20 protein-coding genes are annotated in these 25,134 nt (G+C 62.6%); 14 read left to right on the top strand and 6 right to left on the bottom strand.

Features of this window, described 5'->3' with window-relative positions:
* Positions 1–274: 274 nt before the first annotated feature.
* Together ACM6IP_RS01585 and ACM6IP_RS01580 are read right to left on the bottom strand one after the other, a co-directional pair.
* Positions 275–784, bottom strand: a complete 510-nt coding sequence (locus ACM6IP_RS01585) for a DUF934 domain-containing protein (RefSeq protein ID WP_414860790.1) — start codon at positions 782–784, stop codon at positions 275–277.
* The gene (locus ACM6IP_RS01580) at positions 781–2,451 is read right to left on the bottom strand and encodes a nitrite/sulfite reductase (RefSeq protein ID WP_414860789.1); all 1,671 of its coding nucleotides are present in this window, start codon (positions 2,449–2,451) and stop codon (positions 781–783) included. The genes ACM6IP_RS01585 and ACM6IP_RS01580 overlap by 4 nt, the downstream gene beginning before the upstream one ends.
* A gap of 274 nt (positions 2,452–2,725) precedes the next feature.
* On the opposite strand from ACM6IP_RS01580, the gene ccoN reads away from it, so the two are divergent.
* A complete protein-coding gene (ccoN, locus tag ACM6IP_RS01575; RefSeq protein ID WP_095168790.1) occupies positions 2,726–4,153 on the top strand; it encodes a cytochrome-c oxidase, cbb3-type subunit I in 1,428 nt (475 codons plus the stop codon).
* A gap of 9 nt (positions 4,154–4,162) precedes the next feature.
* A complete protein-coding gene (locus tag ACM6IP_RS01570; RefSeq protein WP_095168791.1) occupies positions 4,163–4,384 on the top strand; it encodes a CcoQ/FixQ family Cbb3-type cytochrome c oxidase assembly chaperone in 222 nt (73 codons plus the stop codon).
* Between the two features lie 112 nt (positions 4,385–4,496).
* Here the strand turns inward: ACM6IP_RS01570 and ACM6IP_RS01565 are convergent, their stop codons facing one another.
* Positions 4,497–4,991, bottom strand: a complete 495-nt coding sequence (locus tag ACM6IP_RS01565; protein ID WP_095168792.1) for a hypothetical protein — start codon at positions 4,989–4,991, stop codon at positions 4,497–4,499.
* 151 nt (positions 4,992–5,142) lie between these two features.
* On the opposite strand from ACM6IP_RS01565, the gene ACM6IP_RS01560 reads away from it, so the two are divergent.
* Positions 5,143–5,835 (top strand): aspartate/glutamate racemase family protein, encoded by a 693-nt coding sequence (locus tag ACM6IP_RS01560; protein ID WP_414860788.1) that lies wholly within the window; start codon positions 5,143–5,145, stop codon positions 5,833–5,835.
* Between the two features lies 1 nt (position 5,836).
* Here ACM6IP_RS01560 and ACM6IP_RS01555 read toward each other — a convergent pair whose 3' ends face one another.
* A complete protein-coding gene (locus tag ACM6IP_RS01555) occupies positions 5,837–6,358 on the bottom strand; it encodes a GNAT family N-acetyltransferase (RefSeq protein WP_414860787.1) in 522 nt (173 codons plus the stop codon).
* Between the two features lie 181 nt (positions 6,359–6,539).
* On the opposite strand from ACM6IP_RS01555, the gene ACM6IP_RS01550 reads away from it, so the two are divergent.
* Positions 6,540–6,821 (top strand): antibiotic biosynthesis monooxygenase family protein, encoded by a 282-nt coding sequence (locus tag ACM6IP_RS01550; RefSeq protein ID WP_414860786.1) that lies wholly within the window; start codon positions 6,540–6,542, stop codon positions 6,819–6,821.
* 120 nt (positions 6,822–6,941) lie between these two features.
* Here ACM6IP_RS01550 and ACM6IP_RS01545 read toward each other — a convergent pair whose 3' ends face one another.
* Both ACM6IP_RS01545 and ACM6IP_RS01540 read right to left on the bottom strand, forming a co-directional pair.
* Entirely contained in the window at positions 6,942–11,813 is a 4,872-nt protein-coding gene (locus ACM6IP_RS01545; RefSeq protein ID WP_320332138.1) for an NAD-glutamate dehydrogenase, read from the bottom strand.
* A gap of 439 nt (positions 11,814–12,252) precedes the next feature.
* Positions 12,253–13,644, bottom strand: coding sequence for a hypothetical protein (locus ACM6IP_RS01540; protein WP_414860785.1), 1,392 nt, complete (start codon positions 13,642–13,644; stop codon positions 12,253–12,255).
* A 327-nt stretch (positions 13,645–13,971) separates the two neighbouring features.
* Here ACM6IP_RS01540 and ACM6IP_RS01535 point away from each other — a divergent pair, with 327 nt between their 5' ends.
* The 10 genes from ACM6IP_RS01535 to ACM6IP_RS01490 all read left to right on the top strand — a co-directional run bounded on the left by ACM6IP_RS01535 (position 13,972) and on the right by ACM6IP_RS01490 (position 25,040).
* Entirely contained in the window at positions 13,972–14,325 is a 354-nt protein-coding gene (locus ACM6IP_RS01535; protein ID WP_095168797.1) for a hypothetical protein, read from the top strand.
* Between the two features lie 75 nt (positions 14,326–14,400).
* Positions 14,401–15,111: a FadR/GntR family transcriptional regulator gene (locus ACM6IP_RS01530; protein WP_095168798.1), complete on the top strand. Its 711-nt coding sequence runs from the start codon at positions 14,401–14,403 to the stop codon at positions 15,109–15,111.
* Between the two features lie 107 nt (positions 15,112–15,218).
* A complete protein-coding gene (gene lhgO, locus ACM6IP_RS01525) occupies positions 15,219–16,412 on the top strand; it encodes an L-2-hydroxyglutarate oxidase (RefSeq protein WP_401128910.1) in 1,194 nt (397 codons plus the stop codon).
* Positions 16,413–16,477: 65 nt separating this feature from the next.
* On the top strand, positions 16,478–17,806 hold the full coding sequence (locus ACM6IP_RS01520; protein ID WP_159995817.1) for an MFS transporter: 1,329 nt from the start codon (positions 16,478–16,480) through the stop codon (positions 17,804–17,806).
* Between the two features lie 367 nt (positions 17,807–18,173).
* Positions 18,174–19,133: an AAA family ATPase gene (locus ACM6IP_RS01515; protein WP_020800601.1), complete on the top strand. Its 960-nt coding sequence runs from the start codon at positions 18,174–18,176 to the stop codon at positions 19,131–19,133.
* A 5-nt stretch (positions 19,134–19,138) separates the two neighbouring features.
* Positions 19,139–20,083 (top strand): DUF58 domain-containing protein, encoded by a 945-nt coding sequence (locus tag ACM6IP_RS01510; protein ID WP_414860784.1) that lies wholly within the window; start codon positions 19,139–19,141, stop codon positions 20,081–20,083.
* The gene (locus tag ACM6IP_RS01505; protein ID WP_414860783.1) at positions 20,080–20,574 is read left to right on the top strand and encodes a DUF4381 domain-containing protein; all 495 of its coding nucleotides are present in this window, start codon (positions 20,080–20,082) and stop codon (positions 20,572–20,574) included. The genes ACM6IP_RS01510 and ACM6IP_RS01505 overlap by 4 nt, the downstream gene beginning before the upstream one ends.
* A complete protein-coding gene (locus tag ACM6IP_RS01500) occupies positions 20,567–21,643 on the top strand; it encodes a vWA domain-containing protein (RefSeq protein ID WP_095168803.1) in 1,077 nt (358 codons plus the stop codon). Before ACM6IP_RS01505 ends, ACM6IP_RS01500 begins: the two co-directional genes overlap by 8 nt.
* Positions 21,640–23,403 carry a VWA domain-containing protein gene (locus ACM6IP_RS01495; protein ID WP_414860782.1) on the top strand — a complete coding sequence of 588 codons (1,764 nt, stop codon included), beginning with the start codon at positions 21,640–21,642 and terminating at the stop codon, positions 23,401–23,403. Before ACM6IP_RS01500 ends, ACM6IP_RS01495 begins: the two co-directional genes overlap by 4 nt.
* On the top strand, positions 23,400–25,040 hold the full coding sequence (locus ACM6IP_RS01490) for a BatD family protein (RefSeq protein WP_414860781.1): 1,641 nt from the start codon (positions 23,400–23,402) through the stop codon (positions 25,038–25,040). Before ACM6IP_RS01495 ends, ACM6IP_RS01490 begins: the two co-directional genes overlap by 4 nt.
* Positions 25,041–25,134: the final 94 nt, after the last annotated feature.

The raw sequence follows: 25,134 nt of genomic DNA, 5'->3' as shown, positions 1-25,134 counted from the left end.
GAATCTGCGTGTATCCATAGCACGCTGTGGGAGCCTGCTAGCGATGGGGCCGGTTCATTCGACATCTATAGTGCCTGACCCATCGCTATCGCGGGCAAGCCCGCTCCCACAGTGATTTTGGCTGTTCACAGATTCTGTATACACCACATCAAACCTGTGGGAGCGGGCTTGCCCGCGATGAGGCCGGTCCATTCGACATCTATGGTGCCTGACCCATCGCTATCGCTGGCAGGTCAGCTCCCACAGGTGGCAACCCTGGATCATTCAGGTGAGCTCAGGCCTCACCCGCCAGGCGTCGGCGAAACAAGGGCCGCGGCTCGATTGCCGAGCGGCCATACGTCACGCTCATGCCCGCCAGCCCCTTGAGGGCGTCCTCGGCGCATTTGTCTTCGCGCACGGCAAACGCATCAAATCCGCACTGACGCATGTGGCTTAACTGGTCACGCAGCACATCGCCAATCGCCCGCAGCTCCCCGGCCCAGCCCAGGCGTGTGCGCAGCAGGTAGGCCTGGCTGTAGGCGCGACCGTCGCGAAAGTTGGGGAACTCCAGGGCAATCATCGGCAACCGGTTGAGCCAGGGCGCGAGGCTTTCGACTTCGTCGTCCGGGCCCAGCCACACCGCGTCGAACACCGGGTGATGCTCGATGCGGCGTTTGAGCCACAGCGCCAGGGGCAATATCAGTGGGCCACAGGGCAAATCACCGCTCGGGTCCTTGATCAAGGTCCAGCGATCGCCTGGCTCGTGCGTTGCCAACCCTTCCCGCAGCCGCAGCAGGTTGTTCATGCCGCCCCCTCCTGCTGTGCATACACCTGTTCCTTGAACGGCTCCAGGCCGATGCGCTGCACAGTGTCGACAAACTGCTCCTCTGGTTCGCGATAACGGACGAAGGTGGCAACGATCTGCTCGATCACCCCGGGCACCTCGGCAGCGCTGAACGAAGGCCCCATGACTTTGCCCAGTGCACTGTGCTTGCCCTGGGAGCCACCGAGGGTGACCTGGTACCACTCGCTGCCGCTCTTATCGACCCCCAGGATGCCAATGTTGCCGATATGGTGATGGCCGCAGGCATTCATGCACCCGGAAATGTTCAGGCTGATGTTCCCCAGGTCATGCAGGTAATCCAGATCATCGAAGCGCGCTTGAATCCCTTGGGCGATGGGGATCGACTTGGCATTGGCCAGCGCACAGAAGTCGCCGCCCGGGCAGGCGATGATGTCGCTCAGCAGCCCGACATTGGCAGTGCCCAGCCCGGCCTCGCTGGCCAGGCACCACAAGGCGTAGAGATCACGCTTGGGCACATCCGGCAGGACGATGTTCTGTTCGTGGGCAATGCGGATCTCGGCGAAGCCAAACCGCTCGGACCACTCGGCGACAGCGTCCATCTGCTGGTCGCTGACATCACCCGGCGGCGCGCTGATCCCGGGTTTGGTCGATAGCACCACGCTGGCGTAGCCGGCGATTTTATGCGGCTGCACGTTGCGCGAGACCCAGCGGGCGAAGGCCGGATTTTCGGCCAGGCGCGTGCCGAAATCCAGATCGGTGTCGGCCAGTTGAACGTAGTTCGGTGCGACGAACGCGCTGGCGACACGCAGGTACTCCGCCTCGGTGAGTTGTGCCGGACCGTCCTTGAGGTACTGCCACTCCTCTTCCACTTCCCGGGCAAAGGCCTCGATCCCCAGGGCCTTGACCAGGATTTTGATTCGCGCCTTGTACTTGTTGTCGCGCCGGCCGTGACGGTTGTAGACCCGCAACACCGCTTCGACATAGGACAACAGGTGCTGCCAAGGCAAGCCCTCGCGAATCTGCAGGCCGAGGATCGGCGTACGCCCCAGGCCGCCGCCGACGATCACCCGCAGCAGCATCTGCCCCGACTCGTCAGGGTAAAGATAGAGGCCGATGTCGTGCATCATGATCGCTGCGCGATCCTCCTCGGCGGAGCAGATGGCGATCTTGAACTTGCGTGGCAGGAACAGGAATTCCGGGTTGATGGTCGACCACTGCCGCAGGATTTCGGCCAGCGGTCGAGGGTCGATCAACTCGTCGGCCGCCACCCCGGCAAAGGCTTCGGTGGTGATGTTTCGCACACAGTTGCCGGAGGTCTGGATCGCGTGCATCTCGACCTCGGCCAGGCGCTGGAGGATGTCCGGCACCTGGGCCAGTTCGATCCAGTTGAACTGCAGGTTCTGCCGGGTGGTGAAGTGCCCGTAGCCGCGGTCGTAATCCCGGGCAATGCTGGCCAACGTGCGCATCTGCCGGGCACTCAAGGTGCCGTAGGGAATGGCGACCCGCAGCATGTAGGCATGTTTTTGCAGGTACAGGCCGTTTTGCAGGCGCAATGGCAAGAACTCTTCCTCGCTCAAGGCACCGGCCATGAACCGCTGCACCTGATCGCGAAACTGCGCGACCCGCTCTAACACCAAGGCCCGGTCGTAGTCATCGTATTGATACATGTCGCTACCTCATCAGGATTGACCCTCGCCCCGGGGGTTTGGCGGGGTTCTTGTGTGAGGAGGACTATGGGACAACAGCTCAGCGCGTTACAGATTCAGCTAAAAACTAAAAAACCATATCAGCTCGCGGCAGATCACCGTAGACACGGGGAAAATCTGCTCCGCATTAATGCAGTTTTTCTGAGCCTGTTTTGTTTCTTCACGGTTTCCTACAGTTCGCACCATGCCAGACCGGGTGGCCTGGCAAGACTTTGCAACCGTGGAAGCAATGACCATGAGCACAGCAACAATCGGACAGGCCTATAACTACAAGGTCGTCCGCCAATTCGTCGTGGCAACCGTCGTATGGGGCGTTATCGGGATGGCGATGGGCGTGTGGATCGCCTCGCAACTGGTGTGGCCGGAGGCGAACCTCGATTTGCCCTGGACCACCTTCGGGCGCTTGCGTCCGCTGCACACCAGCCTGGTGATTTTCGGCTTTGCCGGCAGCGCGCAATTCGCCGCCAGCTACTACGCGGTGCAGCGTACCTGCCAGGTGCGACTGTACAGCGACAAGCTCGCAGCCTTCACCTTCTGGGGCTGGCAATCGGTGATCGTCAGCATGCTGGTGACCCTGCCGCTGGGCTACACCACTACCAAGGAATACGCCGAGATCGAGTTTACCGGCGCGGTATGGATGACCGTGGTCTGGGTGGCCTACGCCATCGTGTTCTTCACCACCGTGGTGCAGCGCAAGACCAAGCACATCTACGTCGGCAACTGGTTCTTCGGCGCCTTTATCGTGGTGATCGCCATGCTGCACGTGGTCAATCACCTGTCGATCCCGGTGGACTGGTTCAAGTCCTACCCGGTGTATTCCGGTGCGACCGATGCCATGGTCCAGTGGTGGTATGGGCACAACGCGGTGGGCTTCTTCCTGACCACCGGCTTCCTGGGCATGATGTATTACTTCGTGCCGAAACAGGTCGGTCGCCCGGTGTATTCCTATCGGCTGTCGATCGTGCACTTCTGGGCCTTGATCACCCTGTACATCTGGGCCGGCCCGCACCACCTGCACTACACCGCGCTGCCCGACTGGGCGCAATCGCTGGGCATGGCCATGTCGCTGATCCTGCTGGCACCGAGCTGGGGCGGCATGATCAACGGCATGATGACCCTCTCCGGCGCCTGGCATAAGTTACGCACTGACCCGATCCTGCGCTTTCTGGTGTTGTCGCTGGCGTTCTACGGGATGTCGACCTTCGAAGGCCCGATGATGGCGATCAAGACGGTCAATGCCCTGTCCCACTACACCGACTGGACCATCGGCCACGTGCATGCCGGCGCTCTGGGCTGGGTAGCGATGATCACCTTCGGCGCCACCTATCACATGATCCCGAAAATCTTCGGCCGTGAGCAGATGCACAGCATTGGCCTGATCAACGCGCACTTCTGGCTGGCGACCATCGGCACCGTGCTGTACATCGCCTCGATGTGGGTCAACGGCATCACCCAGGGCCTGATGTGGCGCGCGATCAACGACGACGGCACCCTCACCTACTCCTTCGTCGAGGCGCTGCAGGCCAGCCATCCGGGCTTCATCGTGCGGTTTGTCGGCGGGGTGTTCTTCTTGAGCGGCATGTTGCTGATGGCCTACAACACCTGGCGTACCGTGCGGGTGGCCGACGTGCGGATGGCCGAACGCGAAGCGCAGATTGCCTAGGAGGTCACCATGACCGAACTACTGCTCAACAGCCTGGGCGTGGCGTTCCTGTGGTTCGCCATCGAATACTGCCTGCGCCACCAGACCGCCAGGAGCCTGGACGAAGCCAGCCTGATCCCCTTTGCCGACGACCCTGAAGTGGCACGGCGGGTCGAACTGGCCACCGGCAAGAAAGTCAACGCCGTGGCGCCTGAGATGGCGAAACCGGGCTGGGGCAATATCGACCTCTAAGCCCTGGGCCATGTGGGAGCGGGCTTGCCCGCGAAAGCAGTGTGTCAGTCGATGATGATAGTGGCTGTACCGACGCCTTCGCGGGCAAGCCCGCTCCCACAGGAACAGGTCGTTAGCCGCGTTCGCGGGGGATCAGGCTCTGCAACTGCTGGGCCAGGAAGTTTGCGTCAAAGGTGAAGGTGTCGGGGTCTTTCAGGCCATTGGTCTTGCGCCACTGCCAGCCGCTCGAGGGCGGCTGGCACACCAGTGACACGCTGCCGTAGCGGGCCGCGGTCAAGCCCATCACCGCCAGGGAGATCAGGCCTGCCGCGCCCATCACCTCGGGCACGAACTCCACTGGCTTGCCGGCAATCAGGATGCTCAGCTTCTCGGTGTTGAAGGTTGAGCTTTCCACCGGCACGCTCGCGCCAAACGCCACATAGGCCTCACGACTGACCTCCAACAGGTCCGGTGCCTTGACCGGCGCCAGCCACTGCTCGATCTGGTCGAACAACTCAGCAATGCGCGTGGCCCACACGGCCGACTGGTTTTCAAACAGCTGCTTCTTGTGCGCTTCGCTTTCTGCGTAGTGGCGAAGCATCTCACCCAGTTGCTGTACGTCGTCCATTGCGCTGTTCCTTGGATAAACCGGTGTTACGGACATTGAGCATGGCAGATGTGCGCGCCGGGCGTACGACTAACCGCCGGACGAGCGATTGCAGCGCCAGCCAATCGCGGGCACTGTAGGCCAGCACATCAACTATCAACGGGAGCACCGCATGCGCACCATCGGCCTGATCGGCGGCATGAGCTGGGAGTCCAGCGCCGAATATTATCGTCTGATCAACCAGCAGGTGCGTGACCGCCTCGGGCCACTGCGCTCCGCCCGCCTGCTGATGTACAGCGTCGACTTCGGGCCGGTCGAACAGGCCCAGCATGCTGGACGCTGGGACGACGCGGCGCAGATCCTGGTGGACGCCGCCCGCCGCTTGCAAGCCGGCGGTGCCGAGTGTGTGGTGCTCTGTACCAACACCATGCACAAGGTGGCCGGGCAGATCCAGGACGCAATCAGCGTGCCCTTCCTGCACATTGCCGACCCGGCCGGGCAAGCGGCAGAGGCTGCCGGTCACCTGAGCGTCGGCCTGCTGGGTACCGCCTTCACCATGGAACAGGACTTTCTCAAGGAGCGGCTCACGGCCCGCGGGCTGCAGGTGCTGGTGCCGGACGCGGCGGACCGCCAGGCGGTGCACCGGATCATCTACGACGAACTGTGCGTGGGAGTCATTAGCGAGGAGTCCCGCGCCACCTACCAGCGGGTGATCCAGGCCCTGGCCGAGCGCGGCGCCCAGGCGATCATCCTCGGTTGCACGGAAATCAGCCTGCTGATCAAACCCGAGCACAGCGCCCTGCCCCTGCTCGACACCACCGAGTTGCACGCCCGTGCAGCGGTGGCCTTCGCCCTCGGCGACTGACTCACGCCGACTCGGGGGCGTGGCGCAAGCGCGCCATGGCCAGGGCGTCCACCAGCGCGCCATCGCGTACCGCATACTGGCGCAGCAGCCCTTCGGTGTCGAAGCCGAACTTGCGGTACAAGCTGATCGCCGCCTGGTTATCGGCATACACCGTCAATTCCACGCGCTGCACATTCATCCAGTTATCCGCCAGGTCCAGCACCGTCGCCAGCAAGCGGCTGCCCAGGCCCTGGCCTTGCCAGGCTTGCGCGACGCCCATGCCAATGTTGGCGCAGTGGCTGCGGCGGATTCGGGAAAACTGCTCCAGGCCGATATTGCCGATCACCTGTCCCTGATGCAGGGCCACCAGTTGCACCACCCGCTCGTTGTCGGGAGCCAGGCGCTTGCGCCAGACCTCGGTCGATTGAAACGGCATCTGCAGGACCTGACGGGCAACCGCCGGGTCGTTGTACAGCGCGGTGATACCTTGAATGTGGGCTTCGCAAAAACGCTCGATGGTGACGCTGGAATCGCTGCTGGACACGGTTATCTTCCTTGAAAGTGGCAGGCCGTCGAGTCTAAACCGGCCAGCGCCTTGCTGACGACCGGCATTTCACCTGGGGTCTAAGAGGCCTGGGTTTTTACAGCCAATTGGTCGTTGGCCGGTGCCGGCGAGCGGCCTATCCTGCATGGGTGTCCATGGGACTGGAACGAGGGTCTGTGACATGTCCAAGCCAATGCTCGAAAAGTTTGCGCCGTGCTGCAGCGATGAACGGGGTCGACGGTTGCAGCAGATCGTCGAGACCCTGCGCCAGGCCCCCGGCAACGACCGCTACCTGGCAGACCGCTGCCCCGATGACGACAGTCGCTGGAGCCAGAGTGCCCACTGGCAATCCGAGGCGGCCATGCAGGCGCACTTCGACGGGCCTCAGGTGCAGGGAATCATCGGGCAGTTGGATAGCCGCCTGGCCAATTCCCTGGATTTTAGTGGGTTTGCTCTGGTTTGAGTTTTGCGGCTGCTGCGCAACCGAACGCAGCCACGCGGGCTCGGCAGCTGCTACATCGACAACAAGGCATAAAAAAAACCCCGGCTCTTGCGAGACGGGGCTTTCTTATTTGGCGCTCAATCAGGCAGTGGCAGGCACTGCCGCTTGACCGCTCAACGCCAGGTCCAGCAGTTCACGGTTGGCTACCGCGTACATGGCGTAGTCGGTGCCGCTGGCGGCACGGATTTCCACCAACATGGCACGCCAGCGGTCGATCATCCCTTCGTGTTGCTCCATCCACAGGGCCAGGCGTGTTTCCACGTCCAGGCTACCGTCGCCCTGCTGCAGGACGGAGATGGTGATCGCCCGCTGTTGCCAGTCGACGTCATCACGGAAAGCTTCACGGGCCAGTGCCTGCCAGTTGTTTTCCACCGGCAGAGCGCTGATCTGTTGCAGGTACCAGGTGATGTCCAGTGCGCTGCCCACGGCGAAGTAGGCCTTGGCCACGTCCGCTGCGTTCTGCCCGGTGACATCCGAAGCCTCGATGATCGGCAGCAGGGTGTACAGGTGGGTAGTGCCTGCAACCATGCGCGCCAGCAACTCCGGCACGCCAGCATCGACGTACGCGGTGTAGCGGGTCTGCCAGCCTTCGCGGGTCGGGCCTTCGAGCAGTTCGTCGAGCTTGAGGCCCAGGGCTGCCAGGTGCGGACCGAAATGCGCGACGTCACGCGCCGCGTTCTGCTCGTTGCGACGGGTACGCAGGAACCAGCGTGTGGCACGACGGCCCAGGCGCATCAGTTCATCCATCAGTTCCAGTTGCACGTCGGCGCTGACTTGGTAGTCCAGCGCTTCAATCTGGCGGAACCAGTGCGGGAGGTGGAAAATGTCGCGCACGATCACATAGGCGCCGGCCACGTTCGCCGGGCTCATGCCGGTCGACTCTTTGAGTCGCTGCACGAAGGTGATGCCCATGTGGTTGACCAGGTCGTTGGCGATCTGGGTGCTGACAATCTCGCGCTTCAGACGGTGACGACGCATGGCTTCGGAGAACTTGCTCACCAGGGTCGGCGGGAAAGCGGTTTCCATGTCGCGGGTCAGGTAGTCGTCATCCGGCACCAGGGAGCCCAACAGCTGCTCCTTGAGGTCGATCTTGCTGTAGGAGATCAGCACCGACAGCTCGGCACGGGTCAGGCCATGCCCTGCCGCAACGCGCTCGTTGATGGCGTCTTCCGACGGCAGGAACTCGATGGCGCGATCCAGCTTGCCACGGCCTTCCAGATCGTTCATCAGGCGCTTGTATTCGGCAATCCGCGGCAAGGCGCGACGGGCTGCCAGGGACAGGGCCTGGGTCTGCTTGTAGTTGTTGCCCAACACCAGGCCACCGACTTCGTCGGTCATGCTCGCCAGCAACTGGTTGCGCTGCTTGTCGGTCATGTCGCCGGCCTGCACCACTTCGTTGAGCAGGATCTTGATGTTCACTTCGTGGTCGGAGCAGTCCACGCCACCGGCGTTGTCGATGAAGTCGGTGTTGGAGCCGCCGCCATTGAGGCCGAACTCGACACGACCCAGTTGGGTCATGCCCAGGTTACCGCCCTCGCCCACGACCTTGCAGCGCAGTTCGTTGCCGTTGACCCGCAGTGCATCGTTGGCCTTGTCGCCGACATCGGCGTGGCTTTCGCTGCTGGCCTTGACGTAAGTCCCGATGCCGCCGTTCCACAACAGATCCACCGGTGCCTTGAGCAAGGCATTGAGCAGTTCGGTCGGGGTCAGCTTGTCGGCTTGAATGTCGAAGCGCTCTTTCATCTGCGGGGAAATCGCGATGCTTTTTGCGCTACGGGAGAAGATCCCGCCGCCTTCGGACATGATGCTGGTGTCGTAGTCCGACCAGGCCGAACGCGGCAGGTCGAACAGGCGCTGACGTTCAGCGAAGCTGTTGGCAGGCGTAGGGTTCGGGTCGATGAAGATGTGCAGGTGGTTGAACGCCGCCACCAGTTGCAGGGTCTCGGACATCAACAGGCCGTTACCGAACACGTCGCCGGCCATGTCGCCGACACCGACCACGGTGATGCTGTCTTTCTGTACATTGATGCCGCGCTCGCGGAAGTGACGCTGTACGCCAACCCACGCGCCCTTGGCGGTAATCCCCATTTTCTTGTGGTCGTAACCGGCGGAGCCGCCGGAAGCGAACGCATCACCCAGCCAGAAGCCGTAGTCGATGGCGATACCGTTGGCGATGTCGGAGAAAGTCGCAGTGCCCTTGTCCGCAGCCACCACCAGGTACGGGTCATCGTCGTCATGACGCACGACGTTGGCCGGCGGCACCAGGGCGCCGTCCTTCAGGTTGTCGGTGATGTCCAACAGGCCCGAAATGAAGATGCGGTAGCAGGCGATGCCCTCGGCCGCAATTTCGTCACGGCTGCCACCCAGTGGCAGGCGACGCGGCAGGAAGCCGCCCTTGGCGCCGACGGGCACGATGACCGAGTTCTTCACTTGCTGGGCTTTTACCAGGCCCAGGACTTCGGTGCGGAAGTCTTCTTCACGGTCCGACCAGCGCAGGCCGCCACGCGCCACAGTACCGAAGCGCAGGTGCACGCCTTCGACGCGCGGCGAGTACACGAAGATTTCGAACTTCGGTACCGGCTTTGGCAGCTCTGGAATCTGGTGCGGGTTGAACTTGAAGCTGAAGTACGACTTGTTATGGCCGTTGGCGTCAGTCTGGTAGAAGTTGGTACGCAGGGTGGCCTTGATCAGGTCCAGGTAGCGCCGCAGGATACGGTCTTCGTTGAGCACCTGGACGTCGTCCAGGGCGCTGAGGATCGCGTGTTCCAGGCGTTGCTGCTTGTCTTCCAGATCGTCGCCCGAGAGCTTGCGCGCCAGGTAGAAACGGGTCTTGAACAACCGGGTCAGCTCACGAGCGATGTCGGTGTGGTTGTTCAGGGTGCTGGCGATGTAACCCAGGTCGAAGCCCAGGCGGATCTGCTTCATGTAACGCGCATAGGCACGCAGCAGCGCCACGTCGCGCCACGGCAGGCCGGCCGTCAGCACCAGGCGGTTGAAGGCATCGTTCTCGGCATCGCCACGCACGATGTGCACGAACGCGTCCTGCAACGTGTCGTTGAGCTGCTGGATGTCCAGTTCCAGGCCTTCGGCAGCGGTGAAGGCGAAGTCGTGGATCCAGAACTCGCGACCACCGTTGTGGCGCAGGCGGTACGGGAACTCACCCAGCACGCGCAGGCCGAGGTTTTCCAGGATCGGCAGGACGTCGGACAGGGCCAGCGGGGTGTCGGCGTGATACAGCTTGCAGTGCAGCTCGCGCTGGCCGGAGACCTGGCCCAGCGGCTGGTAGAAGCTCATCACCAGCGGATTTTTTTCGTTCAGGCTGAGCAGGTGCTGCATGTCGACCACGGCCGAGTGCGCGGCAAAACGCTCGCGGTAGCCGGCCGGGAAGCCTTTTGGGAAGTCGGCCAGCACGTTGGTGCCGTGAGCTTCGCCGAAGCTTTCCACGACCAGGCTGGCGTAGTCGTCCTGCCAGCTGCGGCAGGCCTGCACCACTTCTTTTTCCAGCAGCAGCGGGTCGATGTCCAGGCGGTTCTTCGGGTCAACCCGCAGAATCAGTTGCACACGGGCCAGCACAGACTCGGAGAAGAAGGTCCAGAACTCGCAATCGCTGGCTTTCAGGCGATCCATCAGCACTTGCTGGATCTTCTGCCGCACTTCAGTGGAGTAGATGTCGCGCGGCACGTAGGCCAGGCAGTAGCAGAAGCGGCCGTAAGGGTCTTTGCGCAGGAATACGCGGATCTTGTTGCGTTCCTGGATCTGCACGATCGACATCACGGTGCTGAACAGCTCGTCCACCGGGGTCTGGAACAGGTCGTCGCGAGGCAGTACTTCCAGCACCTGGGCCAGTTCCTTGCCCAGGTGGGCCTTGGCCTGGAAGCCAGAGCGCTGCTCGATGATCTCGACCTTGCGGCGGATGTAAGGGATCACCCGTACGCTTTCGCCATACACCGAGGAGGTGTACAGGCCCATGAAGCGGCATTCCTTGATGACGTTGCCATCGGCATCGATCTGGCGGATCGACACGTAGTCAGGGTACGCAGGACGGTGCACCCGGCTTGGGTGGGCGGCCTTGGCGAACGACAGCGGGGTCGCTTCGCGCAGGTAGTTCACGGCGTAGTCTTCGATGCGCAGGTCTTCGGCGGTGAGGCCGGCGCGCAGCAGCTTGGTCAGACCGAGGAAGGAGTCCTGGTCATATTCGATGTGACCGCCGTCCTGGTCTTCGCGAACCACGAACTCTTCGTAGCCGAGGAAGGTGAAGTGGTTGCCCACCAGCCATTCGAGGAAGCTCTTGATCTCGCCCTTCTCGTCAGCAGCGATGGCGAACTGGCTGGTATCGACGCCGTCGATCAGCTCCTGGACCTTGGCTTTCATCGGCTCGAAATCGGCGACCGCCACGCGGACCTCGCCGAGCACCTGCTCCAATTCCTTGCTCAGGACATTGAGCTCGGCGGCGTTGGCGCAACGGTCGATTTCCAGGTACATCAGCGATTCTTGCTGGATGCCTTCGCCCTGGGTGCCTTTTGGCAGGATTTCCAGCAACTCGCCCTTGGCCCCGCGACGCACGCTCAGCACGGTGGTCTGCAGGGTATGGATGCTGTAGCCGCGACGGTTCAGCTCGGTACGCACCGAGTCCACCAGGAATGGCAGGTCGTGGTGCAGCACTTCGACCGCGGTGTGGGTCGACTGCCAGCCATGGCGTTCGTAATCTGGGTTGTAGACGCGCACTTGCGGCTGCGCGTGATCAAAGCGCTCAAGCAGGCGCCAGGCGGAAAGTGTGCAGCCGGCGAGGTCGGACAACCGGCGCTGGGTCAGTTCATCAAGAGAAATAATGCCGAAGAATTGTTCAGCGAACAGCGCCACTTGTGGCAGTGCCTGTTCACTGATGTGCTGCGCCAGTGCCGCTTGCAGTTGGTGCTGGAAGTCGGCTTTGCTGGCTGCGGTGAAGAACGCCATCTGTGGTACTCCGCTTGGGCTTGTTATTGATGGAAGCGTCGCGTGCAAAACCCCTGTTCGGGGCAACTCGTCACCCGGTTCCTGATTCTCGGGCAGAGGAAACAGGGCGACAGGTGGGTGAAGCTGGACGAGACACTCAGGTCACATTCACCTTCCAAGGATGGGCATCTGCAAAAACGACTGCCGGGTAACCCGGCAATGTCTTTACAGGTGTCCATCCGTTGCGCAGCTTAACGAGTGCGGCAAGGCCCGTGCTTGCGATGCTGCGACATATTCGGTCATCGGTACGCAGCCCCGCGGCGGGGCCTCGAACAACACTAGCAGGCGTGGCGGAAAATGGCGGTTTTATCCCAGGATTCACAGGGTTTGCGTATTGGAAATGACTGGATCCTGAGATTTGTTCACGGCAGGTTTCCTGACATTTGAGTCAGGGCGGCGATCAATCTTGCACCTCATAAACCGCCTGAAACCGGCTGACCGTCGCGCAGTCATAGCAGGTGGTCTGCAGGATCACCTTGTCCATCCAGACATCGATGTTGCAGGAGTCGCACTCGCGGCAGAACAGTTGTGCGGATGGTTGCCCTGCTTCGTAGCCGGTTTGGCTGGCAAAAAATCGCGGGAGCAATTGTTCGCGCCAGTACACACCGGGGGACGTGGCAAAACCGGCGCCGCTGTCCTTGAGGACCACGTCGTAAAACAAGCGATGCAGTGCCGATTTGGCTACGCGCGAATCACGATAGGAGGGTCGCCGCCAGCCTTCGGCCAGGGCATGTTGGGCGGTGCCCAGCATATAGCCGGGAATGGTATTGGCGGCGTGGGTGCGGCCTTTGGAGTTGCCCGTGGCAAAAAAGTGCGCGGCATTTTTGACTGCCAGTTTGGCGAAGTAGTAAATCTCGCTCACGGAGAAGTCCTGCAAGAGCTGACCTATTACCGCTTCACCACGACTGGCGGCGGAAAACACCAGGTCAACTTCCTCGGCCAACACCCGGATATAACTTAACGACTCTTCCCGGGCCAGACTGAACATCAGGCTATACAACTCACTCTTCCACGCGATTGGAATAAAACCGGACAACTCCTGGTACAACGTTCCATACAGTTCGTCACACGGGCAACGCACACCGGTTTCAAGGGCGACATTGGGCAACCAGCGCACTGCACAGAACCGCCGGATCTGGTAGCCGGCCATAGGATCGAATGCCTGGATGTCCGAGTCGGCGTCTACTCGCAGCACACCTGCCTGGTAAAGGTTTTTCAACAACTCTTCAGCGGTCGCTGCACTAGGGGCCAGGCTCTCGTTGCGGTTCGCCCCTTCCAGCGGAGCGATGCTGTCGTTGCCTGGCTTGAGTCCTTCGAGCAACGCCAGCAGGGTGAGTTTCTGCATGAAGCCCAGGCTGGCATAGGCCAGCGGTGCAACGCCCGGCGTATAACGGCTGAGCAGTTCCTCGCGGTTGCGCGCAGCCTCGGTGGCGATCTCCTGCTGCCGGACTTCGTAGCAAGCAGTACAGGTGCAATGGCTATGACGCCGGTACTGGCCAGCCGGGACTAGACGGTGTTCACAACTGACACACTTGAACGCTGGCCTGAGAGACGCTGGGGTGCCCTTGGCGTATCTCTTCGCCCACATTGGCAGGTCGCAGTAGGGGCACTTCAGTTGTTTATCGAGCAGCGGCGGCAATACCGTCAGTAAACTTCTGACCGCCACCGGGATTCTGTACTCGGCAATCAGCTCGCTGGTTTTCTCTCCGGCAAGATATCGTTGGTAAAGCTGCTCTATTTCCTCTTCGGACAGATGCTTTACCTCGCCCAACAACTCGAAATACGGTTTCATTCAAAGCTTTCCCCTTCAATCATTTACCCTGCACTCCCTTGCTCTGAAGGCACAAACGTAAGGGACATAGCGTGCTGCAAACAAGCAATAACTGCGCAACTTGTTATTATTCCTACGCCCTCCTTTACCCCTACAACAACAGCGGAAAGTTCAATCACACAATAGATATTTAACTTAAGGAAAACGCCTACAGGCTGCACTTGGGCGACCCAGCCAGCGTCGGACTTCAAGCATCACCAACACAAAACTAGCGAAGCAAAAAATGCCCGGGACTGGCAAAATCACCCTTTGCCTGCCAACACCGCGCCCCGCGCCAGGACTGCTCACATGCAACTGACCACCGCCCACCTGATCGCCAACCCGTGCGATGACGAAGAAGACAACCTGGCCATGCTGTGCTGCCACAGCGATCAGGGCGACATGTTCCTGATGACCCGCTACCCGGACGAAGACGAGCTGGAAATCACCCTCGATGGCGAGCCCTCGACCCTGGACGGCGTCAAAGTCACCCTCAGCCCTACCCGCCTGCTGATCGAAATCGCCGCGGCCGACGCCGATGCCCTGAACGGTGACGATCACCTGGAAATCCTCCACAGCACCGCCGCATCTGACCTGGCCGAGGTTGAAGAAACCCTGCAGAACATCCTCAAGGGCACCGGCACCTACTTGAGCGAGCTGTAACGGCCAGCTGATTTCTTGACAAGAAATCAGCGCACGGGCATTGTCTGACAACCTGACCTACGAGCCACACTCCTCATGCTTCAGCTACAGCGCCCCGACTCTCTGGTTGAACGAGTGGTCAATGCGATCCGCGAAGAAATCGAATCCGGTCGCCTGACCGCCGAATCGCGCCTGCCTACCGAACAGCAACTGACCGAACAACTGAATGTCAGTCGCTCGGTGGTGCGTGAGGCCGTGGCTCAGCTCAAGGCCGATGGCATCCTGATCAGTCGCCGCGGGCTGGGCTCGTACATTTCCCAGAACCCCAACGGCACAGTGTTCCGTTTTCCTAGCCAGAAAGGCCGCAAGCCCGACCTGGTGCAACTGTTCGAAATGCGCCTGTGGACCGAAACCCAGGCCGCCTCCATCGCCGCCCAGCGCCGTGACGACGCGGACCTGTTGCGCATGCGCAGCGCCTTGGAGGAAATGCACGACAAGCGCAGCGACTTTGCTGCAGCGGCCCTGGCCGACGTCGAGTTCCACCGGGCTATCGCCGATGCCAGCAAGAACGACTACTTCGTGGCCTTCCACGATTTCCTGCGTGGCCAACTGGCCGAAGCCCGACGCAGGGCGTGGGAAAACTCTGCAGCACACTCGGTAGGCGGCTCGGCCGATGCCGGACGCGAACACCAAGCCCTATACGAAGCCATCGCCGCTGGCGACCGCACCCAGGCGGCCGCCTGTGCCGAAGCGCACCTGCGCGCAGCGGCCAAGCGCCTGAAGATCGACCTGCCCAGCATCGACTGAATACCGGCAACACCGAGGACGCCACGATTTGGCGTCGTTTTTACCGAATACTTTGTCTGACAACCTGATAAGCAGACTCTCTGCCAGCAATCCAAGGTGACACCTGCATGATTTATGACTATTGCATCATCGGCGGCGGCATCGTCGGCCTCGCCACCGCCATGGCGCTACTCGAACGCCAGCCCGGCGCCTCGTTGCTGATCCTGGAAAAGGAAGCGGTGCTGGCGCAACACCAGACCGGGCACAACAGTGGCGTGATCCACGCGGGCATCTACTACGCCCCCGGCAGCCTCAAGGCCGACCTGTGCAAGCGTGGCGCCGAGGCGACCAAGGCGTTCTGCACCGAGCACCAGATCAAGTTCGACGTCTGCGGCAAGTTGTTGGTGGCCTCGACACCGCTGGAAGTCAGCCGCATGCATGCCCTGTATGAGCGCTCGAAACAGAACGGCCTGAAAGTCGAGCAACTGGATGCGGCCGAACTGCGCCGCCGCGAGCCAAACATCGTCGGCCTGGGCGGACTGTTTCTCGATGCCACCGGGATTGTCGACTACCGCCAGGTATGCCAGGCCATGGCTCGGGTGATCGAGGCCGCAGGCGGCGAAATCCGCCTGCAGACCAGCGTTACCGCGATTAGCGAAAGCGCCGACAGCGTCACCGTCAGCAGCCTCGACCAGGTCTGGCAGGCCCGGCAACTGGTGGCGTGCGCCGGCTTGCAGTCCGACCGCCTGGCAAAGCTGGCCGGGGTCAAGATTGACCATCAGATCATTCCGTTCCGTGGCGAGTACTACCGCCTGCCAGCGTCCAGGAATGAGATCGTCAACCACCTGATCTACCCGATTCCCGACCCGGAGCTGCCGTTCCTCGGCGTGCACCTGACCCGGATGATCGATGGCAGTGTCACGGTCGGCCCCAACGCCGTACTGGGCCTGGGCCGGGAGAACTATCGCAAGTTCTCGATCAACTGGCGCGACGTCGCCGAGTACGCGAGCTTTCCGGGCTTCTGGAAAACCATCTGGAACAACCTCGGCTCCGGCACCACGGAAATGAAGAACTCGCTGTTCAAGCGTGGCTACCTGGAACAGTGCCGCAAATACTGCCCGTCGCTGGAAGTCGACGACTTGCTGCCCTATGAGGCCGGGATCCGCGCCCAGGCGGTCATGCGCGACGGCACCCTGGTGCATGACTTCCTGTTCGCCGAGACGCCGCGCATGGTCCACGTGTGCAACGCCCCTTCGCCGGCCGCGACCTCGGCCATTCCCATCGGCCAGATGATCGCAGAGAAAATCCTCAAGAATCGCTGAACCCCGCTGCACGGGTGGCTTCACCCACTAAAAAATAACTACAAAGACCCACAAGGAAATCACCGATGTCGGTACATCAAGCGGCCCCGACCGCCCCGGAAACTCCGCTGCAAAAGCAAAAACGCCTGCGCAAGGTGGCTGCCGCGACAATCTTCGGCTCGATGCTGGAGTGGTACGACTTCTACCTGTACGCCACCATGGCGGCGATCGTCTTCTCGAAAATCTTCTTTGATCCGAGCAACCCCGCAGTCGCCTCGCTGCTGGCCTTCTCGACCTTTGCCATTGGCTTTATTGCCCGTCCGTTCGGCGGCATTCTGTTTGGCTACCTGGGCGACCGTTTCGGCCGCAAGCAAGTACTGGTCATCACCTTCTGCATGATGGGCGTGTGCACCACCCTGATCGGGCTGATTCCCAGCTATGCCGCGATTGGCATCTGGGCGCCGATCATCCTGGTGCTGGTGCGGATCATCCAGGGCCTGGGCGCGGGTGCCGAACTGTCTGGTGCCGCGGTCACTTCCTACGAACACGCCAGCGAAGGCAAGCGCGGCAGCCAGGGTGCCTGGCCGGCCCTGGGCCTGAACCTGGGCTTGCTCCTGTCGTCGCTGACCGTCTACGTGCTGACCATGAATGGCAACGAATTCCTGCTGTCCGGCGGCTGGCGCATTCCGTTCATCTGCAGCATCGTCCTGGTGGGTGTAGGCCTGTGGGTGCGTCGCAGCATTCCGGAAACCCCGCAGTTCAAGGAACTCGACGCCACCGTTGCCAAGGAACAGGTTTCGCCGCTCAAGTTGCTGTTCAGAAATGACATGAAGGGCCTGGTGGTGGTGTTGTTCGTAGCGATTGGCTACAACGCACTGAGCTATATCTTCAAGACCTTCTCCCTGGCTTACCTGACCCAGTTCAAAGGTGTCGAAGCCCACGTCACCTCGTTGTCGGTGACCATTGCCAGCCTGGTGGCGATCGTTGCCGTGCCGTGCTTCGGCTGGCTCTGCGACAAGTGGAGCAGCAAAAAAGTGCTGATGCTCGGCGGTGTGCTCTCGGCGCTGTTCGCCTATCCGTTCCTGACCCTGCTCAACACTGGCGAGCCGCTGATGATCTACCTGGCCATTGCTATCGGCACCGGGATCCTCGCGCCCATGATGTTCGCGCCCCAGGGCTCGTTCCTCAGCCGGCAGTTCCCGACCCAGACTCGTTCTTCGGGGTTTGGCACCGGCCGTGAAATCGGTACCGCGATCGCCGGTGGTCTGGCGCCTTTGGGTGGGCTGGCGTTGGTGGCTAACTCGGCGACCCACTCTACCGATGGCGTGGCGGTGATTTTGCTGATTTCCGGGGTACTGGTGGTGGTGTTTGCGCTGTTTGACCAGGGGCGTAAGCATTCGAGCTTCAAGAACTGATTACGGGTTGGGGTCGCGCGTATGGGGGCATATCCGTTTCTGCGGTGAGGCCTGATCAGGCCAGCTCCCACAGGCTTGGTGGGTGTATGCAACATCCTCAGCCCCCAACACCATTGTAGGAGCGGGCGCCCGCTCCTACAGTGGTTGCGGGTGCCCACTGGAAAAACCTGGCCGCCGTGCTTTTGATCTTGATGCACAGCCCGAACGTCAGGGGCAAGAACGCTAGGTTACTTGCGCCCACCTACTTATTTGCAGATTTTTCCCCGGTGCCGTTAGTCGCCAGGGGCCCGGATAGATTAAAGTAGCAGCCCCCGCCCGGGCGCTCTTGATGCTGTGTACCCCGGGCCTCTTCCAGGAACACTCGACGATGGAACACCGTGAAGCGCTGCTGGCGCTGCGAACCTTTCTTTCCACGCAGATTCTCGGCCAGGAAAAACTCATCGAGCGTTTGCTCATCGCCTTGCTCGCCGACGGCCATATGCTGGTCGAGGGCGCACCGGGCCTGGCCAAGACGAAGGCCATCAAAGAGCTAGCCGAAGGGATCGAAGCCCAGTTCCATCGTATCCAGTTCACCCCCGACCTGTTGCCCGCCGACATCACTGGCACCGAAATCTATCGCCCGGAAACCGGCAGCTTCGTGTTCCAGCAAGGGCCGATCTTCCACAACCTGGTGCTGGCCGACGAGATCAATCGGGCTCCGGCCAAGGTCCAGTCGGCGCTGTTGGAGGCTATGGCTGAGCGCCAGGTCAGTGTCGGGCGCAGCACTTACGAACTGTCACCGCTGTTCCTGGTGATGGCCACGCAGAACCCGATCGAGCAGGAAGGCACCTATCCGCTGCCCGAAGCCCAGCTCGACCGCTTCCTGATGCACGTAAAAATCGGCTTCCCGGACGCCGCCGTCGAGCGGCGGATCCTGCAACAGGCACGCGGTGAAGCGCTCAATGGCGAAACCAAACCCGAACGCCGAGTCAGCCAGCAAGCGATTTTTGCCGCGCGCAAGGAAATCCTCGGCTTGTACATGGCCGACGCCGTGGAGGAGTACCTGGTCCAACTGGTGATGGCCACCCGCACACCGGGCAAGTTCGACCCGGAAATGGCCGAATGGATTGCCTACGGCGCCAGCCCGCGGGGCTCAATTGCCCTCGACCGCTGCGCCCGGGCCCACGCCTGGCTGGCCGGTCGCGACTTCGTCAGCCCCGAGGACATCCAGGCGGTACTGTTCGACGTGTTGCGCCACCGCATCATTTTGTCCTTCGAAGCCGAAGCCGCCGGTATCGACCAGGACCGCGTGGTCCAGCGGATTCTCGACGTCGTAGCCGTCGCTTGACCCCGATGAGCACCCCCGCAGCGCCCGAGCCGGGCATCCGTGTCAGCCTCTCGGAGCTGATCGAGATGCGCCATCGCGTGCGCGAAGTCCAGCTGTTTTCCACGCCAAGCCAGCGCAGCCCGCTGATCGGCCTGCACCACTCCAAGCTACGCGGGCGTGGCGTGGACTTCGACCAGGTGCGGGTCTACCAGGCTGGCGACGACGTGCGCACCATCGACTGGCGCGTCACCGCACGCACCCAGGAACCCCACACCAAGCTGTTTCACGAAGAACGCGAACGCCCGATCTTCATCATGGTCGAGCAAAGCCGCCGCTTGTTCTTCGGTTCCGGGCTGATGTTCAAGTCAGTCCTCGCCGCCCAGGCCGCGAGCCTGATCGGCTGGGCCGCGCTCGGCCACAACGACCGGGTGGGCGGACTGGTCTATGGCGACAACGAACACTACGAGATCAAGCCACGACGCAGCAAACAGAGCCTGCTGCAGTTGCTCAACCGCCTGGTGCGAGTCAATCAGAGCCTGAGCACCGAAGGTGAACCGCCCAGCGACGACCTCGGCATGGCCCTGCGTCGCGCCCGGGAAGTGTTGCGCCCCGGCAGCCTGGTGATCGTGATCTGCGACGAGCGCGCCCTGACCGAGGGCGCCGAGCAGCAGCTGAGCCTGCTGTCACGCCACTGCGACCTGTTGCTGCTGCCGCTGTCCGACCCCTTGGACCACGCCCTCCCCGCCGCCGGCCTGTTGCGCTTTGCCGAGCGCGGCGCGCAATTGGAGCTCGATACCCTGAACTTCGAACTGCGCCAAAGCTATCGCGCCCAGGCCGAAGCGCGGATCGCCCGCTGGGAGTTGCTGGCGCAAAAACTGCGGGTGCTGCTGATGCCACTGAGCACCCAGAGCGAAATGGTCGAGCAACTGCGCGAATACCTCAACCCGCAACGCCCGGGGAAAAGCCAATGAGCAGCCTCGAGCTACTGCAACCGCTGATGACGCCCCCGCCGATCCCGTTCTGGCCGCCTGCCCCGGGCTGGTGGCTGCTGCTCCTGCTGTTGCCAGCGCTCGGCTTTGGCCTGTGGCAGTTGCGCCGGTTGCTGCCGGTCAAGCGCAACCTGGTGCGCGCCGACCAACCTCTGGACCCACTGCGGGTCGCGGCGCTGGCCGAGCTGGCGCAGATGCCCAAGCCCTACGACGGCGCACCGGCCGGGGCCTGGCTGCAACAACTCAACGGGTTGCTCAAGCGCCTGTGCCGCAACGACTATCCCTACAGCCAGAGCCACACCCTCAACGGCCGCAAATGGCTGGCGTTCCTCGATAACCGTTGCCCCGCTGCCGGCCTCACCCGCTGGATGATCCTGGTCGAAGGCGCCTACAAGCCGGAATGCAAACTCGATGACAAGGCCATCGCCGGCCTGACCCAGGCCATCGACACCTGGATCCGCAAACATGTTTGAGTTCGCCTGGCCGTGGATTTTCGCCTTGCTGCCGCTGCCGTGGCTGATGCGCGTGCTGCTGCCGGTGGCCGACAGTGGCGAGCCGGCGCTCAAGGTCAGCTTCCTCAGCGACCTTGAAGGCCTGGCGCGCCGTCGCGCCCGAGCCAACCTGCCGGCCTGGCGCCAGCAGGCACCGTTCATACTCCTGTGGTTGCTGCTGCTGGTAGCCGCTGCCCGCCCGCAATGGCTGGGTGAGCCGTTGCCAATCGCCGCCAGTGGCCGCGATTTGCTGGTGGCCGTCGATGTGTCCGGCTCGATGGACTTTCCCGACATGCAGTGGCAAGGCGAAGACGTCAGCCGCCTGGAATTGGTCCAACACCTGCTGGGCGACTTTCTCGAGCAGCGCGATGGTGACCGGGTCGGCCTGATCCTGTTCGGCAGCCAGGCCTACCTGCAGGCCCCGCTGACGTTCGACCGCCGCACCGTGCGGGTCTGGCTCGACGAGGCGCGGATCGGCATCGCCGGCAAGAACACCGCCATTGGCGACGCCATCGGCCTGGCCCTCAAGCGCCTGCGCCAGCGTCCGGCGCAAAGCCGGGTGCTGATCCTGGTCACCGACGGCGCCAACAATGGCGGCGAAATCGATCCCCTGACAGCCGCGCGCCTGGCAGCCGAAGAAGGCGTGAAGATCTACCCTATCGGCATCGGCGCCGACCCGGAACAAACCGGGACCCTGGGCCTGCTCGGCCTCAACCCGAGCCTGGACCTTGACGAGCCGGCGCTCAAGGCAATTGCCGAGGCCACCGGCGGGCGCTACTTCCGCGCCCGCGACGGTGCCGAACTGGAGGCGATCAAGCAGACCCTCGACGAACTGGAACCGGTGATCCAGCAACCCACCCAGGCCCGCCCCGCACAGGCGTTGTATAGCTGGCCATTGGCGGCAGCGTTGCTGATGAGCATGCTGCTGGCGATTCGCGAACGCTGGCCGCACAACCCACTGCAACGCCTGTTGAATTCATCGCACTTTCTGCAACAGCACCCGGACTGGCGCCAACGGCTCAAACGCCTGCGTCTGCGGAGGCGTCGATGATCGCCCTCTGGCCCCATTGGTTCCGTCCCTGGTGGTTACTGCTGCTGCCGCTGCTGGGCTGGTTGCTGTGGCAACTCTGGCACCGGCAAAAACGTGCCGGGCGCTGGCAGATGATCCTGCCGCCGGCCTTTCACGCCGCACTGCTCAAGGGTGGTAGTGGCCGTGAGAGCAAGACCCCGTGGATCGTCCTCGGCCTGGCGTGGCTGCTGGCCGTGCTGGCGCTGCTCGGTCCGAGCTGGGACCGGGTCGAACAGTCCGCGCAAAAACCTGCCGACCCGCTGGTGGTATTGCTCGAACTGACCCCGCAAATGCTCGCCACCGACGTCACGCCGACGCGCCTCGAGCAAGCGCGGCGCAAACTACTCGACCTGCTGCAGAGCCGCAGCGATGCGCAAACCGCAATCGTCGTGTATTCCGGCAGCGCCCACACCCTGGTGCCGCTGTCGGATGACCTGGCCACCAGCCGCAACCTGCTCGAAGCCCTCAAGCCCTCGATCATGCCGCAAGTCGGCCAGCGCGCCGACCTCGCCGTGACCAAGGCACTGACCTTGCTGGAGCGTGGCGCCCTGGGCCAGGGACGAATCCTGTTGATCGGCTCGTTTCTAAGCGAACCGGAGCGCCAGGGTATTCGCCAGGCCCTGCGCGGGCAGGCCCCGCAGTGGTTGATGCTGGGCATCGGCACGCCCCAGGGTGCACCTGTCACCGCCGAGGATGGCAGCTTCCTCAAGGACGCCCAGGGCGCGATCCTGGTGCCACGCCTGGACAGCCCGAGTTTAAAAGCCTTTGCCAATGAGCTGGGCGGCCGCTATCGCCAGGCGCGGGTGGATGACAGTGACCTGCGCGGCCTGGGCCTGTTTGACGCACCCCACAGCCTGCGTGAAGACGGCCAGACCTTGCGCCTCGACACTTGGGCCGACCAGGGCTATTGGCTGTTACTGCCGCTGTTGCTGCTCGCCGCCTGCGCCGGGCGCAGGGGCTGGCTGTTGTGCCTGCCGCTGTTGTTCATGCTGCCGCAACCGAGCCAGGCCTTCGAGTTCAACGACCTGTGGTTGCGCCCTGATCAACAGGGCCTGCACCTGCTCCGCCAGAAGCAGCCGCTGGCCGCCGCCGAGCATTTCCAGGACCCGCAATGGCAAGGGGTGGCGCTGTACGAGGCCGGCCAGTATGCCGCGGCCGCCGAACGTTTCGCCCAGGGCAGCGACGCCCGAGCCCACTACAATCGCGGCAACGCCCTGGCCAAGAGCGGTGAACTGGAAGCGGCGCTGGATGCTTACGAGCAAGCCCTGGAGCAACAACCGGAATTGCGCCCGGCACAAACCAACAAAGCTCTGGTCGAGGCGCTGATCAAGCAGAACGCCACGCCGCCTGCCACCGAGCCAGAACCAACCAGTGAGGAAACCCCGCCACCCGGTGCACAAACACCGCCGCCGGGGACTGCGACACCGCCTTCCAGCAGCGCAGAACAGCCCGCCGAGACCCCGAGCGAGCCAGCCGAGCCCGTGGTGGAGAATCCACCCGAGCCGCAACCCGACCCCGACCACCCGCCCCAGCCAGGTGATAATGAAGTGCCGGGCAGTGAACTGGGCGACGAGCGAACCACCACCCCACCGCTGAGCAGCGCCGATAACGACTTCAATGGCGAACACCGCGAAGCGCTGGAACAATGGCTGCGTAAAATCCCCGATGAACCGGGAGAACTGCTCAGACGCAAGTTCTGGTACGAACAGCAACAACATCAAGATCAGGGAAAAACTCGATGAACCGCTGCACCGCACTCTCACTCGGCCTGCTGTTCTGCACCCTGCAAACCCAGGCGGCGGGCCTGGTCGCCAGCGTCGACCGCAACCAACTGAGTTCCGGGGAAACGGTGGAGCTGACCCTGGAATCCAACGATGTCACGCTTTTCGGCAAACCCGACCTGAGTGCTCTGGAGGCGCAGTTCGAAGTGCGCGGCACCCGTCAGGTCAACCAGTTGACCAGCCTCAACGGCGAAAATCACGCCACCACCCGCTGGATCATCACCCTGCTGCCCAAGCTCACCGGCAGCGTGGTAATTGCACCGTTGCAACTGGGGGAATTCACCAGCGAACCGATTGAGCTGACCGTGGTGCAAAGCCAGACCCAGGACTCCCCGAGCAAACTGGCACCGGTGTTCGTCGAGGCCAGCCTGGATCAGGACAGCGTCTACGTGCAGGCCCAGGCCATCCTGACCCTGCGCATCTATCACTCGGTGTCGCTGTACGACGACAGCAACATCACACCGCTGCAGATTCCCGATGCGCGCGTCGAACCGCTGGGCGAGTCGCGCACCTACGAAAAAGTCATCAATGACCTGCGCCATGGGGTGATTGAACAGCGCTATGCCATTTACCCGCAGCACAGCGGTGTCCTGAGCATCCCGCCGCAGATATTCAGCGCCACCCTGGTGGACGCCCAGCCGAGCCAGGACTCCGCGGCCCAGGGGCCGAAATCCGGCAAGTTGCTGCGCGTCAGCTCCGCCGAGACCACCCTGACCGTCAAGGTCAAGCCCGCCGAATATCCGCCGGATACCCCATGGCTACCGGCCCGAAGCCTGAGCCTGGGGGAACACTGGAACCCGGAACCGGACCGCAGCCAGGTCGGCGACTCGCTGACCCGCAGCCTGACGCTCAAGGCCGAAGGCTTGGCCAGTTCGCAACTGCCGCCCTTGCCGGCGACTGACGTCAGCGGCCTGCGCCGCTACCCCGACCAACCGCAACTGAGCAATCAGCAGAGCGACCGTGGCCTGATCGGTAGCCGCGAGGACCGCGAAGCCCTGGTCCCCACCCGCAGTGGCAACATCGAGTTGCCGGGCGTCGAGGTGGTGTGGTGGAACACCGACGAAGACCGCCTGGAACGCAGCAGCCTGCCGGCGCGAACCCTGCACATCCAGAACAACCCGAACTTGATGATCGACACCCCGGCCGGCAACGCGCCGGCCCAGCCCACCGCCGACAGCGAAGCGCTGTGGTACTGGAAGCTCGCCACGCTGATCCTGTCCTGCACCACCCTGCTCGGCTTCGGCCTGTGGTGGCGCGCGCGCTGGCAACCGGCGATCCTGCGCGCCGCCCAGACCGGGCCGAGCCCACGCACCCTGCTCGATGACCTCAAGCGCGCCAGCCAGGCCAACGACCCCCAAGCCACCCGCCAGGCGCTGGACGCCTGGGCGCGCCAGCAACCGGAAACCCTGGCTGACATGGCGGCGCGCTTCGTACCGCTGTCCGACGCCCTCGACGGCCTCAACGGCGCGCTCTACAGCGAAACCGGACAACACTGGCAAGGCGAAGACCTGTGGCGCGCGATCCGCGCCATCCCCACCGCCGAACGGGTCCAGGACCCGGTGGGCGACAGTGGCTTGCCGCCGCTTTATCCTAAGTAATTTCGATACCCTGCAGGGGCAAGGCTTGACGGTGATCACGTCCCAAAGAACGTTATCGCCAGCAAGCGTTGCCCCTACACAGTCCACCTCTTTC

It is taken from the genome of Pseudomonas sp. IT-P176 (assembly GCF_949767245.1).
Classification (GTDB): Bacteria; Pseudomonadota; Gammaproteobacteria; order Pseudomonadales; family Pseudomonadaceae; genus Aquipseudomonas.
This window is presented reverse-complemented; position numbering and strand designations above follow the sequence as displayed.

Excerpts from the sequence above, each read along its gene's own strand:
- ACM6IP_RS01585 (WP_414860790.1), bottom strand. The coding sequence starts at position 784 with ATGAACAACCTGCTGCGGCTGCGGGAAGGGTTGGCAACGCACGAGCCA.
- ACM6IP_RS01580 (WP_414860789.1), bottom strand. The coding sequence starts at position 2,451 with ATGTATCAATACGATGACTACGACCGGGCCTTGGTGTTAGAGCGGGTC.
- ccoN (WP_095168790.1), top strand. The coding sequence starts at position 2,726 with ATGAGCACAGCAACAATCGGACAGGCCTATAACTACAAGGTCGTCCGC.
- ACM6IP_RS01570 (WP_095168791.1), top strand. The coding sequence starts at position 4,163 with ATGACCGAACTACTGCTCAACAGCCTGGGCGTGGCGTTCCTGTGGTTC.
- ACM6IP_RS01565 (WP_095168792.1), bottom strand. The coding sequence starts at position 4,991 with ATGGACGACGTACAGCAACTGGGTGAGATGCTTCGCCACTACGCAGAA.
- ACM6IP_RS01560 (WP_414860788.1), top strand. The coding sequence starts at position 5,143 with ATGCGCACCATCGGCCTGATCGGCGGCATGAGCTGGGAGTCCAGCGCC.
- ACM6IP_RS01550 (WP_414860786.1), top strand. The coding sequence starts at position 6,540 with ATGTCCAAGCCAATGCTCGAAAAGTTTGCGCCGTGCTGCAGCGATGAA.
- ACM6IP_RS01545 (WP_320332138.1), bottom strand. The coding sequence starts at position 11,813 with ATGGCGTTCTTCACCGCAGCCAGCAAAGCCGACTTCCAGCACCAACTG.
- ACM6IP_RS01540 (WP_414860785.1), bottom strand. The coding sequence starts at position 13,644 with ATGAAACCGTATTTCGAGTTGTTGGGCGAGGTAAAGCATCTGTCCGAA.
- ACM6IP_RS01535 (WP_095168797.1), top strand. The coding sequence starts at position 13,972 with ATGCAACTGACCACCGCCCACCTGATCGCCAACCCGTGCGATGACGAA.
- ACM6IP_RS01530 (WP_095168798.1), top strand. The coding sequence starts at position 14,401 with ATGCTTCAGCTACAGCGCCCCGACTCTCTGGTTGAACGAGTGGTCAAT.
- lhgO (WP_401128910.1), top strand. The coding sequence starts at position 15,219 with ATGATTTATGACTATTGCATCATCGGCGGCGGCATCGTCGGCCTCGCC.
- ACM6IP_RS01520 (WP_159995817.1), top strand. The coding sequence starts at position 16,478 with ATGTCGGTACATCAAGCGGCCCCGACCGCCCCGGAAACTCCGCTGCAA.
- ACM6IP_RS01515 (WP_020800601.1), top strand. The coding sequence starts at position 18,174 with ATGGAACACCGTGAAGCGCTGCTGGCGCTGCGAACCTTTCTTTCCACG.
- ACM6IP_RS01510 (WP_414860784.1), top strand. The coding sequence starts at position 19,139 with ATGAGCACCCCCGCAGCGCCCGAGCCGGGCATCCGTGTCAGCCTCTCG.
- ACM6IP_RS01505 (WP_414860783.1), top strand. The coding sequence starts at position 20,080 with ATGAGCAGCCTCGAGCTACTGCAACCGCTGATGACGCCCCCGCCGATC.
- ACM6IP_RS01500 (WP_095168803.1), top strand. The coding sequence starts at position 20,567 with ATGTTTGAGTTCGCCTGGCCGTGGATTTTCGCCTTGCTGCCGCTGCCG.
- ACM6IP_RS01495 (WP_414860782.1), top strand. The coding sequence starts at position 21,640 with ATGATCGCCCTCTGGCCCCATTGGTTCCGTCCCTGGTGGTTACTGCTG.
- ACM6IP_RS01490 (WP_414860781.1), top strand. The coding sequence starts at position 23,400 with ATGAACCGCTGCACCGCACTCTCACTCGGCCTGCTGTTCTGCACCCTG.